Source organism: Streptomyces sp. NPDC012474 (genome assembly GCF_042955185.1).
Taxonomy (GTDB): domain Bacteria; phylum Actinomycetota; class Actinomycetes; order Streptomycetales; family Streptomycetaceae; genus Streptomyces; species Streptomyces cahuitamycinicus.
On the sequence record NZ_JBIBEP010000001.1, the window covers coordinates 282,287 to 296,383 of the forward strand.

Genomic DNA, 14,097 nt, shown 5'->3' on the forward strand with positions numbered 1-14,097 from the left:
AGTTGCCATGAGCAATGCACTTCAGGACCTCCTCGATCTGCTCGACCTCGAGCAGATCGAGGAGGACATCTTCCGCGGCCGGTCCCGGTCCGCCGTCGTCCCGCGGGTCTTCGGCGGGCAGGTCGCCGCCCAGGCGCTCGTCGCCGCCGGGCGCACGGTCCCCGAGGACCGGCCCGCGCACTCGCTGCACGCGTACTTCCTGCGCCCCGGCGACCCCGGCGCGCCCATCGTCTACACCGTCGACCGGATCCGCGACGGCCGCTCCTTCACCACCCGCCGCGTCGTCGCCGTCCAGCACGGCAAGCCGATCTTCCACCTCTCGGCGTCCTTCCAGACGTATGAGGACGGGCTGGACCACCAGGAGCCCATGCCGGCCGCGCCCGATCCCGTGACCCTCCCGACCGGCGAGGAGCGGCTGCGCGGGTACGGGCATCTCGATCCCGTCGTGGTGGAGAAGTTCATCGAGGCCCGTTCCGCCGTCGACCTGCGGTACGTCGACGAGCCGCCCTACGGGAAGTTCGGCGAGCCGCGCGAGCCGCACTCGCAGGTGTGGTTCCGCACCAACGGCAAACTGGGCGGCGCGGTCGACGAGCCGCTGCTGCACGTCGTCCTCGCCACGTACGTCTCCGACATGACGCTGCTCGACTCCGTGCTGCTCGCGCACGGGCGCGGCGGCTGGGCCGTCGGGGACGTCGTCGGGGCCTCGCTCGACCACGCGATGTGGTTCCACCGGCCGTTCCGCGCCGACGAGTGGCTGCTGTACGACCAGGAGTCCCCGTCCGCGTACGGCGGCCGGGGACTGGGGCAGGCGCGGATCTACACGCAGGACGGGCGGCTGGCCATCACCGTGATCCAGGAGGGCGTGGTCCGCGTCCCGCGCGAGCCGGGCCCTAGCTGAGGCCCGCCTCCGACAGCAGGTACGCCGTCATCGGGTCGTAGTGGCGCGGGCTGACCACATGGTCGTCGAGGGGGACCGTCACCTGCACGGTGCCCTCGGCCTCGGCGATGAAGAGAGCCGGGTCGTTGCAGTCGGCGTAGCCGACGGAGTCCACGCCGTGCTGCCCCGCGTAGCCCGCCCAGCCGTGGTCGGCGACCACCAGGTCGGGCAGCGGGCGGCCCTCCCGCTCCAGGGCCGTCAGGATCGCCTTCATCGGTTCGCCGGAGTGGGTGTGCCACAGGGTGGCGCCGTGCTCCAGCACCGCCACGTCCGCGAACTGCATGACGTAGCCCTCCTCCGTCGTCAGCCCGTCCGGGATGACGACGATCTCGCAGCCGGCCGCGCGCAGCGCCGACGCGGTCGCACGGTGCACGTCGAGGAGGCCGCCGGGGTGGCCGGTGGCGAAGAGGACGCGCTGCTGCCCGTCCGCCGCCTTGCGCAGCCGCCCGGCCATCCGCTCCAGGCCGTCGACGGTCAGCTCCGGGTCGATGGTGTCCTGGCCGTACCGGTACTCGGGGTCGTCGTTCACGCCGACGCGCTCCGCCATCACCGCGAGGACGTCCTGCTCGTCGCTCCAGCGGTCGCCGAGTTCCAGCCCGAACCAGTAGTGTCGGTCGCTGTTCGCCAGCTTGCGGTAGTGGGAAAGGTTGTTCTCGCGGGGAGTGGCGACGTCGCCCGCGATGCGCGTTCTGACGAGGTGCTCGACGAGTTCGGCGCGGCTGGGTGTCCCGGATATCGGCATGGCATCCATTGTGAGGCAGCCGACTGCGGGCGTCCCTGGCGTATCGAGCGCTGGGACGTGCGTCACGTGCTCAGAGGGACACCGCTCACGTACTCAGATCCGCACCCGGGCAGCTCCCGCTCATCCACGCCGATCCTTCCATACCTTCGCGCTGCGGTGTACGAAATGTACATGTCGCAGTCGTTGGCGGGTGCCTAGTGTCGACTGCAGTGGTCGCCCCGGATTCAGGCGGATGTGCTGGGACTGAATGTCGTCGCTCGGGGGCTACGGCGCCGTCTGCTTGATGGCGAGGCCGACCGGCGTGGCCGTCCTCGCCGCCTGGCGCGAAGGCGTCGCCGGGCAGGCATTCGAACCGTGTCCGAGCCGGTCCCGACTCCCCGGTAAAGTCGTACGACAAGCAGTACATACGCGATGAAGCGTAGGAAAGAAGGCATTCCTCCATGAGCAGCAACGAGACTCCGCGCGGGCCCGTCGACTCCTCCCGCATTCCGCGGTACGCGGGACCGGCGACCTTCGCCCGGCTGCCCCGGCTGGACGAGGTCGGCCGGGCCGATGTCGCGGTGGTGGGCGTGCCGTTCGACTCGGGCGTCTCGTACCGGCCGGGCGCCCGTTTCGGCGGCAACGCCATCCGCGAGGCGTCCCGGCTGCTGCGCCCGTACAACCCCGCACAGGACGCCTCGCCGTTCGCCCTCGCCCAGGTAGCGGACGGCGGCGACATCGCCGTGAACCCGTTCGACATCAACGAGGCCGTCGAGACCGTCGAGGCCGCCGCGGACGACCTGCTCGGCACCGGCGCCCGTCTGATGACCCTCGGTGGCGACCACACCATCGCGCTGCCCCTGCTGCGCTCGGTGGCGAAGAAGCACGGCCCGGTCGCCCTGCTGCACTTCGACGCCCACCTCGACACCTGGGACACCTACTTCGGCGCCGAGTACACGCACGGCACCCCGTTCCGCCGCGCGGTCGAGGAGGGCATCCTCGACACCTCCGCCCTGTCCCACGTCGGTACCCGCGGCCCGCTCTACGGCAAGCAGGACCTGACCGACGACGAGAAGATGGGCTTCGGCATCGTCACCTCGGCCGATGTCTACCGGCGTGGTGCCGACGAGGTCGCCGACCAGCTCCGCCAGCGCATCGGCGACCGCCCGCTGTACATCTCCATCGACATCGACTGCCTCGACCCGGCCCACGCCCCCGGCACCGGCACGCCCGAGGCCGGCGGCATGACCTCGCGCGAGTTGCTGGAGATCCTGCGGGGCCTGGCATCCTGCAACCTGGTGTCGGCCGATGTCGTCGAGGTGGCTCCCGCGTACGACCACGCGGAGATCACGTCGGTGGCGGCCTCCCACACCGCGTACGAACTCACCACGATCATGTCGCGCCAGATCGCCGCGGCCCGGAAGGACTCGGAAGCCACGTGACCCACGACCACGACCTGGTACTGCGCCCCACGCCCGCCCAGACGGAGGCCGCCCTGAACCCTCCTCCCGGCCGCAGCGGCGGAGACCTGGTCGTGGAGACGCTGGCCGGGCTGGGCGCCACGACGGTGTTCGGGCTGCCCGGCCAGCACGCCCTCGGCATGTTCGACGCGCTGCGCCGCTCGGACCTGAGGTACATCGGCCTGCGGGTGGAGAACAACGCCGGGTTCGCGGCGGACGCGTACGGCCGGATCACCGGGGAGGCGGCGCCCCTGCTGCTGTCGACGGGGCCGGGCGCCCTGACCTCCCTGGCCGCCCTCCAGGAGGCGGCGGCGGCCTCCGCGCCCGTGCTGGCGATCAGCAGCCAGGTCCCGACGGCGGGCCTGGGCGGCGGCCGGCACGGCTACCTCCACGAACTCCCGGACCAGGCCGCCTCGTTCCGGGGCGTGGTCAAGTCCGTGCACACCGTCCGCGCCCAGTCCCAGATCCCCTCGGCGATCGAGGCGGCCTGGAAGTCCGCGCTGAGCGCCCCGCACGGCCCGGTGTGGGTGGAGATCCCGCAGGACGTGCTGCTCGCCGAGACGGCGATTCCGGTCGTCACGGGCGGCGACGCCTTCCCCGAGGAGCTGCCGCCGCGTCCCGAACTGACCGCCGTGGCCGCCGACCTGCTGTCCAGGGCCGCCCGTCCGGCGATCATCGCGGGCGGGGGAGTGGTCCGGGCGGACGCCTCCGGCAAGCTGAGGCAGCTGGCGGAGCGGCTCCGGGCGCCGGTCGTCACGACACCGGGCGGCAAGGGGGCGTTCCCCTGGAAGCACCCGCTGTCGCTCCAGTCGTGGATCGAGGACCGGCACACCACCGACTTCCTGGAGGACGCCGACGTCCTGCTGGTCGTGGGCTCGGGCCTCGGTGAACTCTCCTCGAACTACCACACGTTCAAGCCCCGCGGCAGGGTCGTCCAGATCGAGGCGGACCTCGGCAAGCTGGAGTCCAACCACCCGGCGCTGGGCATCCACGCGGACGCCCGGCTCGCGTTGCAGGCGCTGCTGGAGACGGTGACGCCCCGCGAGGACGCGACGGCCGCGGACCGGGTCCGGGAGGTGCTCGCGAAGGTCGCCGACCGCATCGCCGCCCAGGAACTCACCCTGGAGCAGGACGTACTGGCGTCCGTCCGCAAGGCGCTCCCGGCCGACTCCCCGTCCTTCTGGGACATGACGATCCTGGCCTACTGGGCCTGGTCGGCCTTCGACGCCAAGGGCCCCAACCACATGCACTCCGCCCAGGGCGCGGGCGGCCTCGGCTACGCCTTCCCCGCGGCCCTCGGCGCGGCGGCGGCCGACCCGACCCGCCCGGTCCTCGCCGTCTCCGGCGACGGCGGGGCCCTGTACTCGATCGCCGAGCTGGCGACGGCCCGCCAGTACGACCTGGACGTCACCTGGCTGATCGTCGACGACGGCGGCTACGGCATCCTGCGCGAGTACATGACCGACGCGTTCGGCGAGGCGACCGCGACGGAACTGACCCGGCCCGACTACGTGGCCCTCGCGGAGTCCTTCGGCGTGCCCGGGGTACGGACGACCCCGGAGAACCTGGAGCAGGACCTCGCGAAGGCGCTACAGGCGAGCGGGCCCTCGGTGGTCCTGCTCCCGGCCGTGCTGCGGATGTTCGCGCCGACGCACCCGGGCTCGGACTGATCACCCGATCGGCCGGGCGTGACGGCCTTCACGGGAGATGTTCCGTGAGGTCGCAGGCGTCCCGGCGGGGCCGATGTCGGATGCGGCCAGGATTCTGAGCCCGGAGAGGAAGACGGTGTGCTGAACCCCCTTCACACAGAAGGGAGTTCAGTCACAGCAGTCGCTACCAGATCGCCTCGACCCACTCCGGGTGGTCGATGAACGGGTTGCGGTTGTGCTGGTACGTGTCGTAGATGGCCTGGTTGCGCTTCTCCTCGAAGGCGCTCGGCGGGTCCGCCTCGTTCCATGCCTTGAGGACGGAGAGCTTGCCGATGTACGGGTTGCTGCCGTTGCCGACCTTCTCGTTGGGCTCCAGGTCGGCGAAGCCGTCGTCGCCCTCGTAGCGGACGGCCATGTAGAGGATCATGCGGGCCACGTCGCCCCTGTCCGCGGCACGCGGCTGGAAGGAGTCGGAGTCGACGAGGCTGCCGCCGCCGTTCGTGACCGCGCTGCCGCCGTTGTCGAAGTCCAGATTGCCGCGGACGCTGTTGATCCGCACGTCCGACGGGCGCAGGTGGTGCAGGTCGGTGCCGGGACCGGTAGCCTCGCCGAAGTCGCCGTGGGACTTGGCCCACACGTGCTCGCGGTTCCAGTCGCCGGTGTCACCGCCGTTGAGGGACTTGCTGCGCGATTCACCGCTGTACAGCAGGATCACGTTGTTGCTGTTGTTCGGGTCCTGGTCGGTGGCCTTGAGGGCGTTCCAGACCGCGGAGTACGAGAGCTTCGTCTGGCTGCTGATGATGGTGTGCAGGGAGGACTTGAGGCTGGTGCCCGTCTTGCCGACCGCGTTCTTGTAGTACGTCGTGTCGTACGCGGTCGTCGTGGCCGCGGCCGGGGGAGCGGTCAGGGTGGCCGCGGTGAGGCCGGCCAGGGCGGCGGCGGTGGCCAGTGCCACCGGCTTCCATCGTCGTATCCGTGTTGTCGCCAGCATGTGGGGGGTCCCATCTACGCGGGTTGATTGGAGGCGGCAATCGGGAGAGTGACATGGACATGCGGCCATGTAAATGAATGTGACGTGGCGATCAGGTGACGGAAACCGGCAAGTCGGTCGTGTCTACGTGAGTTGACGTGCAGAACGGTCCTCCGCGGGCGGGTCGGGGCCGTTCGGTCCACGCGGACGCCCGCCTCGCGTCGCAGGCGCTGCTGTGACGTCCCGCGAGGACGCGACGGCCCCGGACCGGGTCAGGGAGGTGCTCACGAACCGACCGCACCGCCGCCCGGGAACTCACCCCGGGGACCCCGGAGAACCCGGAGCAGGACCTGGCGAAGGCGCTTCAGGCGCGCGCCCCTCGGTGATCCTGCTCCCGGCCGTGCAGCGGATGTTCGGGCCGACGTATCTGGGGGGATGCCCGGGGATGAGCGACGGCCGGCCCCGCGAGGCCTCCTACAGGCCGTCGCGGACCATCGCGGCGACGATGTGGACGTGGCGGTCGGCCGCCGTGCCCGACCACTCGTTGTCGAAGTTCAGGCCGTAGGGCCAGAAGTGGCCGCCGCCGGTGGAGATCTTGGCACCGGAGCCGTCGTACTGCCTGACGAGCGCGGTGGCCTGGGCGCCGGTCCAGGTGCCGCTGCCGCCGAGGCGGGACCAGCCCCCGCTCAGTCCCACGCCGATGGTGTGGGCGATCTCGTGCAGGGCCGTCCGCTCGTTCATGTAGCTGCGGTTGCTGCCGAAGCGGATGGTGCCGTTCATGCTGCCGTCGGCGGTGGGGACGCCCGGCTCGTAGCGGACCGTGATGGTCTTGCCCAGGTCGCTGAGGTTGTTGTAGCGGGCCACGGCCGCGTTCATGGCCTTGGTGATGAGGTCGTAGGCCGAGCGCTGGTCCGCGGTGGGGTTGCTCGCGCGGACGAGGGACCAGGTGATGGTGGCCGCCGCGGCGCGTTCCCGGGCGGGGGCGGGCGGAGCCTGGGGAGTGGCGGCCTGGGCGACTCCGGGGCCGGCCAGCAGTGCGGCGGTCAGGGCGGCTATGAGTGCCTTGCGTGGGCTCATGTGCGGATCCTCCGGTGGGGGTGGTCGACACGAAGCTTGCGAAACTTCGCACGACGTTCGGGATCTCGGACAGGCGCCCTCGCCGTCTCATAAAGCCCTTGACTGACACGGCAGTTGGCGCTGTCGACCGCAAGTATCCCGGCGGGAAGGACGGCGTCAAGAGGTCCGGCAGGGGCCGGCGGAGGTCAGTGGAACCAGAAGAGCAGCGTGTCCGGATTCGTCCCGAGCTTCCGGGCGCTCTCCCACTCCTCCGCCTCGAACCGCATGACCTCGGCGAACCGGCGGGCGGCGTCGCGGAATTCGGGATTCAGGCGGCCGAGTACGGACCCGTAGGCATCGGCCAGAGCGGAGGCCCGCTGGGCGGGCAGGGTGCCGATCGCGGGTACCGCGTCACCGGGGTGGGGCAGCCGCAGCGGCGGACCGCTGAACAGGAACGTACCCGGGAGCAGGTCGGACGGCACGCCGTGCCGGGCCAGTTCGTCGTCCATGGCGTAGAACCACGCCGGGCGGCGCCAGGCGCCGAGGTCGGTGGGGTCGGAGAAGTGTGCCGCGACGGCCTGGTAGAAGGCGTAGCTGTAGGCGGGGCAGAGGTCGGTGCTCGGGGTGCCGTCGATCAGCTCTTCCAGGGCCCGGCTGATGGAGACGTCGAGGTCGATGCCCTGCTCCTGGAAGCGGTCGTCGGTCCGCTCGCACTCCGTGCGCACCCGGGTCAGGGTGCGCTCCTGCTGCTCGGTCCGCTCCACCGCCGTGAGCAGCCGTACCACCGTTCTCATGTCGCCGGTGCTCATCTCCAGGCAGTAGCCCACCGTTCTGCTCCCCTTTACCCGATCGCCGGACACCGGTGTCCATGATCCGGGACGCGGGAGCGGCCCCGGACCGAGGGGGTCGGGGGCCGCGCGGCGATGTGCGGTGGGGCCGGGGCGGCCGACGTCGGCCGCGTCGAGGCGGGAGCCGATGGGCCGGCCGGACCGGCCGGCCCGGCCCGGCCCAACCAGGTTCCGTCTCCTCGGCCGGCGTCGGGTCCAGAGGCCGTCCGCAGTGACAGACCGTCTCGAGAAGGCCCCAAGGTGGCACACAGTGTGGGTTGACCTGCCGGTTTCCCGAATTGAAAATGAATGTCAATCAAGTGAGGCCCGAACCGAAAGGGGCCACACGGTGGCGGCGCCCGACTGGCTGCTGAAAGGCCCGCCCTGGTGTAACCGGTTCCCCGAAGCAGGACAGGAGCATCCTCATGCCCATTCCCTCGTTTCAGTTCCGCCCGAAGTACGTCTCGTTCGACTGCTACGGCACGCTCATCGAATACCCGATCACCCCCATCACGCGTGAACTCGTCGGCGACCAGGTCCCAGCCGGGCAGTTCGACCAGTTCGTACGGGAGTTCCGCGGCTACCGCTACGACCAGGTCCGCGGCGAGTACTACCCCTACGAGCAGGTGCTGCAGGACTCCTTCGAGCGGGTCTGCCGCAAGTGGGGCGTGAAGGCGGCGCCGGACGCGGGCAAGCGGTTCGCCGACGGTGTCCGCGGCTGGGGACCACACCCGGACGTGGTGGAGCCGCTGAAGAAGATGGCCGAGCACTACAAGCTGGTCATTCTCTCCAACGCCGACGACTCCTTCCTCGCGGAGAGCGTGCCGAAGCTCGGCGCGGAGTTCCACGCGGTCCTCACCGCTGAGCAGGCCGGCTACTACAAGCCCCGCTACGCGGCGTTCGAGTACATGCTCGAGAAGCTCGACGCGTCCCCCGAGGATTTCGTGCACGTCGCCTCGCACACCCGGTACGACCACCAGTCGATGCACGACATGGGCTTCCGCAACCTGGTCCTGCTGGACCGCGGCTACGACCCGGTGACCCACGGCTACGACTACGTGACGGTCAAGTCCCTCGACGAGCTCAACCAGATGCTCGGCATCTGACTCGCCGCCACACCTTCCCGCACGGGCAGCCCCGAAAGGCCCCCTAGGGGGCTCACGCGCCATTCGCGCCCACCTGCGGCGCCCGGGGCGTCCATGCGATCATCCCACAGCCGTCCGGCCAAGTCGGCCACCGCCCGGCCCGACTGGCGGGACCGCGAAGAGGATTCGGAGTCGTCGCCGTCGTCCGGTAACGACTCGCACAAGTCTTCGCCATACCTACAACCATTCGCCCCCGTCCCGGAGTCATGAGGTGCATGACTTCTGGGATATCCCGCCGCGCGCGAGTGCTGGCGGCGGTCGTGGGTACGGTCGTCCTCGTGCCGCTCGTCGCCGCCGCCACGCCCGCCTCCGCCGCCGCTCCGGCCGTGACCTGCACGTCCGCCAAGGCCGGGCTCGCCGCCAAGCTGAAGAAGGACATCACCGCCGCGCTCGCCACCCGCAAGGGCACGGTGGCCGTCGGCCTCTACGACCGCAGCACCAAGACGACGTGCACACTGCGCGCGAGCTCCGCCTACGACTCGGCCAGCATCGTCAAGGTGACCGTCCTCGCCACGCTGCTGTGGGACGCCAAGAAGACGAACCGGTACCTCACCGACCGCGAGAGCACCCTCGCCAAGGCGATGATCACCAAGTCGGACAACGCGGCGACCTCCACCCTGTGGAAGCAGCTCGGCATGACGAAGATCAAGAACTTCCTCAAGGCCGCCGGCATGACGCAGACCAAGCCCGGCGCGAACGGCTACTGGGGCCTGACGCAGATCACCGTCACCGACGAGCAGAAGCTGCTGAAGCTCCTCACCGCCAAGAACGCGGTCCTCAGCGACAACTCCCGCGCCTACATCGTCAAGCTGATGGGCCAGGTCGTCTCGTCCCAGCGCTGGGGCACCCCGTACGGAGTGCCCTCAGGCGTCACCGTGGCCGTCAAGAACGGCTGGCTGCAGCGCTCCTCGAACGGCTGGCGCGTGCACAGCGTCGGCGCGTTCAAGGGCGGTGGACACGACTACGTGATGACCGTGCTGTCCCACGGCAACAGCACGATGAACTACGGCATCGCCACCATTCAGGCCGTGGCCAAGGTCATCCACAAGGATCTGAAGGCGAGTTGACAGGTCCTAGCCGAGAAGGTCCAAGAACCTCCTGACGACGGCGAGGATGGTGTAGAGCGCGGGGGGAAGGATGTTTTCCATATCCGGGCAAACGACCGCAAGGTGGGGCGAGTAGCTGTCCGCGTGGTCGGCTCACCGGAACGGCCCACCTTCACCCCGCCGCCCATCCGGCGTCACCGGCACCCCTCGCCGACGAGACCGGAGCCGCGCTCGACTCCGAGGGCTTGGCCGTGGACGGCGACGGCACGCACCTCGTCACCTACTCGCCGGTTAGGGCAAGGCCTCTCTCCCAGGGGCGCGGTGAACCGGCGCGAGCAGCCGAGATGGTGCCGCACCCGTCCGCAAAGGGAACCGTACGGTGCCGCCCCGTCCGCAAAGAGAACCGTTACGGCGGGATGAAATCGGCTCCCGAAGACGTTGGTGCCTTCCGGCAGAGCAGGACGACTGGAAGGCACCGGTGTGACACCGAAACGGGGATGGGCACGGCGGCTGTGGGCCTATGCGTGGCGCCATCCGAAGGACGTCGTGCTCGCCCTCGGCTCCTCCCTGGCCGGCATGGCCGTCATGGCCCTGGTCCCGCTGATCACCAAGGTGATCATCGACGACGTCATCAGCGAGCACACCAGGGACATGACCACCTGGGCCGGTCTCCTCGTCGCCGCCGCGCTGGTCGTCTACGTCCTCACCTACGTCCGCCGGTACTACGGCGGACGCCTGGCCCTCGACGTCCAGCACGACCTGCGGACGGACATGTACGGCACGATCACCCGGCTGGACGGCCGCCGCCAGGACGAGCTGTCCACCGGCCAGGTCGTCGGCCGCGCCACCAGCGACCTCCAGCTCATCCAGGGCCTGCTCTTCATGCTCCCGATGACCATCGGGAACTTCATGCTCTTCCTGATCTCCCTGGTGATCATGGCCTGGCTGTCCGTGCCGCTGACCCTGGTCGCCCTGGCGGTGGCGCCCGCCGTCTGGTGGATCGCCAAGCGCAGCCGCACCCGGCTGCACCCCTCCACCTGGTACGCCCAGGCCCAGGCCGCCGCCGTCGCGGGCGTCGTGGACGGCGCCGTCAGCGGCGTACGCGTGGTGAAGGGCTTCGGGCAGGAGGAGCAGGAGACCGGCAAGCTCCGGGAGGTCGGCCGCAGGCTGTTCGCGGGCCGTCTGCGCACCATCCGCCTGAACTCGGTCTACACCCCGGCCCTGCAGGCCGTTCCCGCGCTCGGACAGGTCGCGATGCTGGCCCTCGGCGGCTGGCTGGCGGTGCGCGGGCACATCACGCTCGGCACCTTCGTCGCCTTCTCCACCTATCTCGCCCAGCTGGTCGGCCCGGTCCGCATGCTCGCGATGGTGCTCACCGTCGGCCAGCAGGCCCGCGCCGGCACCGAGCGCGTCCTGGAGCTGATCGACACCGAGCCGTCGATCGAGGACGGCCACAAGGACCTGCCCGCCGACGCCCCCGCGACGGTCGAGTTCGACGACGTCTCCTTCGGATACGACGACGCCCCCGGCGCGACCGGCAACGTCCTCGACGGGCTGTCCTTCGAGATCCGCCCCGGCGAGACCCTCGCCGTCGTCGGCTCCTCCGGCTCCGGCAAGTCCACCGTCTCCCTCCTCCTGCCGCGCTTCTACGACGTCACCCGCGGGGCCGTCCTGGTCGGGGGCCACGACGTGCGCGAGCTGACCACCGAGTCGCTGCGCGCCGCGATCGGCCTCGTCCCCGAGGACTCGTTCCTCTTCTCCGACACCGTCCGCAACAACATCGCCTACGGCCGGCCCGACGCCACCCGGGAGGAGATCGAGAAGGCCGCCCGCGCCGCCCAGGCGGACCGCTTCATCGCGGAACTCCCCGAGGGCTACGACACCACCGTCGGCGAGCACGGCCTCACCCTCTCCGGTGGCCAGCGCCAGCGCGTCGCCCTCGCCCGCGCCATCCTCAGTGACCCGCGCCTGCTGGTCCTGGACGACGCCACCTCCGCCGTGGACGCCCGCGTGGAGCACGAGATCCACGAGGCCCTGAAGGGGGTCATGCGGGGCCGTACGACCCTGCTGATCGCCCACCGCCGCTCCACCCTGAACCTCGCCCACCGCATCGCCGTCCTGGACGGCGGGCGCCTCGCCGACATCGGCACCCACGAGGAGCTCCAGGAGCGGTCCGCCCTCTACCGGCGCCTGCTCACCGACCCGGACGAGCTGGGCGCGGTCTCCCCGGGCCACACCCAGCCGGCCTGCCCCACGGAGGACACCTCGGTACGGGACGAGCTCGACGCCGAGTTCGACGCCGAGCGCGGGGTCACCCCCCGGCTGTGGACCGGCGACCGCGAGCGCAAGGACCTCGCCCTCGCCGAAAGCCCCGCCACGCCCGAGCTGCTCGCCCAGGTCGAGGCGCTGCCCCCGGCCACCGACGTCCCGGACGTCGACGAGTCGCAGGCCGTCCGGCCCGAGGCGTCCTACGGCCTGCGCCGGCTGCTGCGCGGCTTCGGGCTGCCGCTGCTGGTCAGCCTCGCCCTGGTCGCCACCGACGCGGGCATGGGCCTGCTGCTGCCCGTGCTGATCCGGCACGGCATCGACTCCGGCGTCACGCAGGCCGCGCTCGGCGCCGTGTGGGCGGCCGCCCTGCTGGGGCTGCTGACGGTCGCGGTGCAGTGGGCGGCCCAGATCGGTGAGATCCGGATGACCGGGCGGACCGGCGAGCGGGTCCTGTACTCGCTCCGGCTGAAGATCTTCTCCCAGCTCCAGCGCCTCGGGCTCGACTACTACGAGCGTGAGCTGACCGGGCGGATCATGACCCGGATGACGACCGATGTCGACGCGCTGTCGACGTTCCTCCAGACCGGCCTGGTCACGGCCTTCGTCTCGGTCGTCACCTTCTTCGGCATCATGGTCGCCCTGCTGCTGATCGACGTGGAGCTGGCGCTGGTCGTCTTCGCGACACTGCCGCCGCTGATCATCGCCACGTTCTTCTTCCGCCGGGCGAGCGTGAAGGCGTACGAGCTGGCTCGCGAACGCGTGTCGGTGGTCAACGCCGACCTCCAGGAGTCGGTGTCCGGGCTGCGGATCGTGCAGGCGTTCCGGCGCGAGCGGGACGGCGGGCGGCGGTTCGCCGCACGCAGCGCCGACTACCGTGCGGCCCGCATCCGGGGCCAGTGGCTGATCTCGGTGTACTTCCCGTTCGTGCAGTTCCTGTCGTCGGTGGCCGCGGCGGCCGTGCTGATCGTCGGCGGGGCCCGGGTCGACGACGGGACGCTGGCCATCGGCTCTCTGGTGGCGTACCTGCTCTACATCGACCTGTTCTTCGCGCCCGTGCAGCAGCTCTCCCAGGTCTTCGACGGCTACCAGCAGGCGACCGTGTCTCTCGGCCGCATCCAGGAGCTGCTGAGGGAGCCTACGTCGACGAAGTCCGCCGACGAACCGTTGCAGGTCAAGTCGCTGCGCGGCGACATCGCCTTCGAGGACGTGCGCTTCGCGTACGGCGACGACAAAGAGGCTCTGGGCGGGGTCGACCTGCGCATCCCCGCCGGGCAGACCGTCGCCTTCGTCGGCGAGACCGGCGCGGGCAAGTCGACCCTCGTCAAGCTCGTGGCCCGCTTCTACGACCCCACCGGAGGCCGGGTCACCGTCGACGGCACCGATCTGCGGGACCTGGACCTCACCTCGTACCGGCACCGTCTCGGAGTCGTCCCGCAGGAGGCGTACCTCTTCCAGGGCACCGTCCGCGACGCCATCGCCTACGGCCGCCCCGACGCCACCGACGCCGAGGTAGAAGCGGCGGCCCGCGCGGTCGGCGCGCACGACATGATCGCCACGCTGGAGGGCGGCTACCTCCACGAGGTCGCCGAGCGGGGCCGCAACCTGTCCGCCGGGCAGCGCCAGCTGATCGCGCTGGCCCGCGCCGAGCTGGTCGACCCGGACGTCCTGCTGCTCGACGAGGCCACGGCCGCCCTGGACCTGGCCACCGAGGCCCAGGTCAACCAGGCCACCGACCGGATCGCGGGCCGCCGCACCACGCTCGTCGTCGCCCACCGCCTCACCACCGCCGCCCGCGCCGACCGGGTCGTCGTCATGGACCGCGGCCGGGTCGCCGAGGACGGCACGCACGAGGAGCTGCTCGCCCGCGGCGGCCGGTACGCGGAGCTGTGGCGGACGTTCATCGGCGCCGCCGAGCCGGAGGAGCCGGTCGCCGCGTCCCGCTGACGGATCCGGCCGACGGCGTTTTCGTAACGCTCGTGCAACCATCCGACATACGTCATGCGTCCGTACAGGCGTAC

Annotated in this window: 10 protein-coding genes; 6 read left to right on the forward strand and 4 right to left on the reverse strand. The window is 70.7% G+C overall.

The genetic code is table 11. The features are described 5' to 3' along the window. Positions 1–7: 7 nt before the first annotated feature. Positions 8–898, forward strand: a complete 891-nt coding sequence (locus ACFY9S_RS01245) for an acyl-CoA thioesterase domain-containing protein (protein WP_391121180.1) — start codon at positions 8–10, stop codon at positions 896–898. On the opposite strand, the gene ACFY9S_RS01250 is transcribed toward ACFY9S_RS01245, so the two are convergent. Continuing rightward, positions 891–1,679 carry a phosphatase gene (locus tag ACFY9S_RS01250; RefSeq protein ID WP_391121182.1) on the reverse strand — a complete coding sequence of 263 codons (789 nt, stop codon included), beginning with the start codon at positions 1,677–1,679 and terminating at the stop codon, positions 891–893. The genes ACFY9S_RS01245 and ACFY9S_RS01250 overlap by 8 nt on opposite strands. A gap of 440 nt (positions 1,680–2,119) precedes the next feature. On the opposite strand from ACFY9S_RS01250, the gene speB reads away from it, so the two are divergent. Next, complete coding sequence (speB, locus tag ACFY9S_RS01255) at positions 2,120–3,100, forward strand: agmatinase (RefSeq protein ID WP_391121185.1); 981 nt, start codon at positions 2,120–2,122, stop codon at positions 3,098–3,100. Further along, entirely contained in the window at positions 3,097–4,788 is a 1,692-nt protein-coding gene (locus ACFY9S_RS01260) for a thiamine pyrophosphate-dependent enzyme (protein ID WP_391121187.1), read from the forward strand. The genes speB and ACFY9S_RS01260 overlap by 4 nt, the downstream gene beginning before the upstream one ends. 163 nt (positions 4,789–4,951) lie before the next feature. Here the strand turns inward: ACFY9S_RS01260 and ACFY9S_RS01265 are convergent, their stop codons facing one another. The 3 genes from ACFY9S_RS01265 to ACFY9S_RS01275 all read right to left on the reverse strand — a co-directional run bounded on the left by ACFY9S_RS01265 (position 4,952) and on the right by ACFY9S_RS01275 (position 7,587). Continuing rightward, positions 4,952–5,758 carry an endonuclease gene (locus ACFY9S_RS01265; protein ID WP_391121190.1) on the reverse strand — a complete coding sequence of 269 codons (807 nt, stop codon included), beginning with the start codon at positions 5,756–5,758 and terminating at the stop codon, positions 4,952–4,954. A 453-nt stretch (positions 5,759–6,211) separates the two neighbouring features. Continuing rightward, positions 6,212–6,814, reverse strand: coding sequence for a hypothetical protein (locus ACFY9S_RS01270; protein ID WP_391121193.1), 603 nt, complete (start codon positions 6,812–6,814; stop codon positions 6,212–6,214). A gap of 185 nt (positions 6,815–6,999) precedes the next feature. Continuing rightward, on the reverse strand, positions 7,000–7,587 hold the full coding sequence (locus ACFY9S_RS01275) for a hypothetical protein (protein ID WP_391121196.1): 588 nt from the start codon (positions 7,585–7,587) through the stop codon (positions 7,000–7,002). Between the two features lie 458 nt (positions 7,588–8,045). Between ACFY9S_RS01275 and ACFY9S_RS01280 the strand changes: the two genes are divergently transcribed. The 3 genes from ACFY9S_RS01280 (at position 8,046) to ACFY9S_RS01290 (ending at position 14,023) form a co-directional block, all read left to right on the forward strand. After that, positions 8,046–8,726 (forward strand): haloacid dehalogenase type II, encoded by a 681-nt coding sequence (locus ACFY9S_RS01280; protein WP_391121199.1) that lies wholly within the window; start codon positions 8,046–8,048, stop codon positions 8,724–8,726. A gap of 254 nt (positions 8,727–8,980) precedes the next feature. Beyond that, complete coding sequence (locus ACFY9S_RS01285) at positions 8,981–9,832, forward strand: serine hydrolase (RefSeq protein ID WP_391121202.1); 852 nt, start codon at positions 8,981–8,983, stop codon at positions 9,830–9,832. Between the two features lie 459 nt (positions 9,833–10,291). Beyond that, positions 10,292–14,023: an ABC transporter transmembrane domain-containing protein gene (locus ACFY9S_RS01290; protein WP_391121204.1), complete on the forward strand. Its 3,732-nt coding sequence runs from the start codon at positions 10,292–10,294 to the stop codon at positions 14,021–14,023. Positions 14,024–14,097 lie beyond the last annotated feature (74 nt).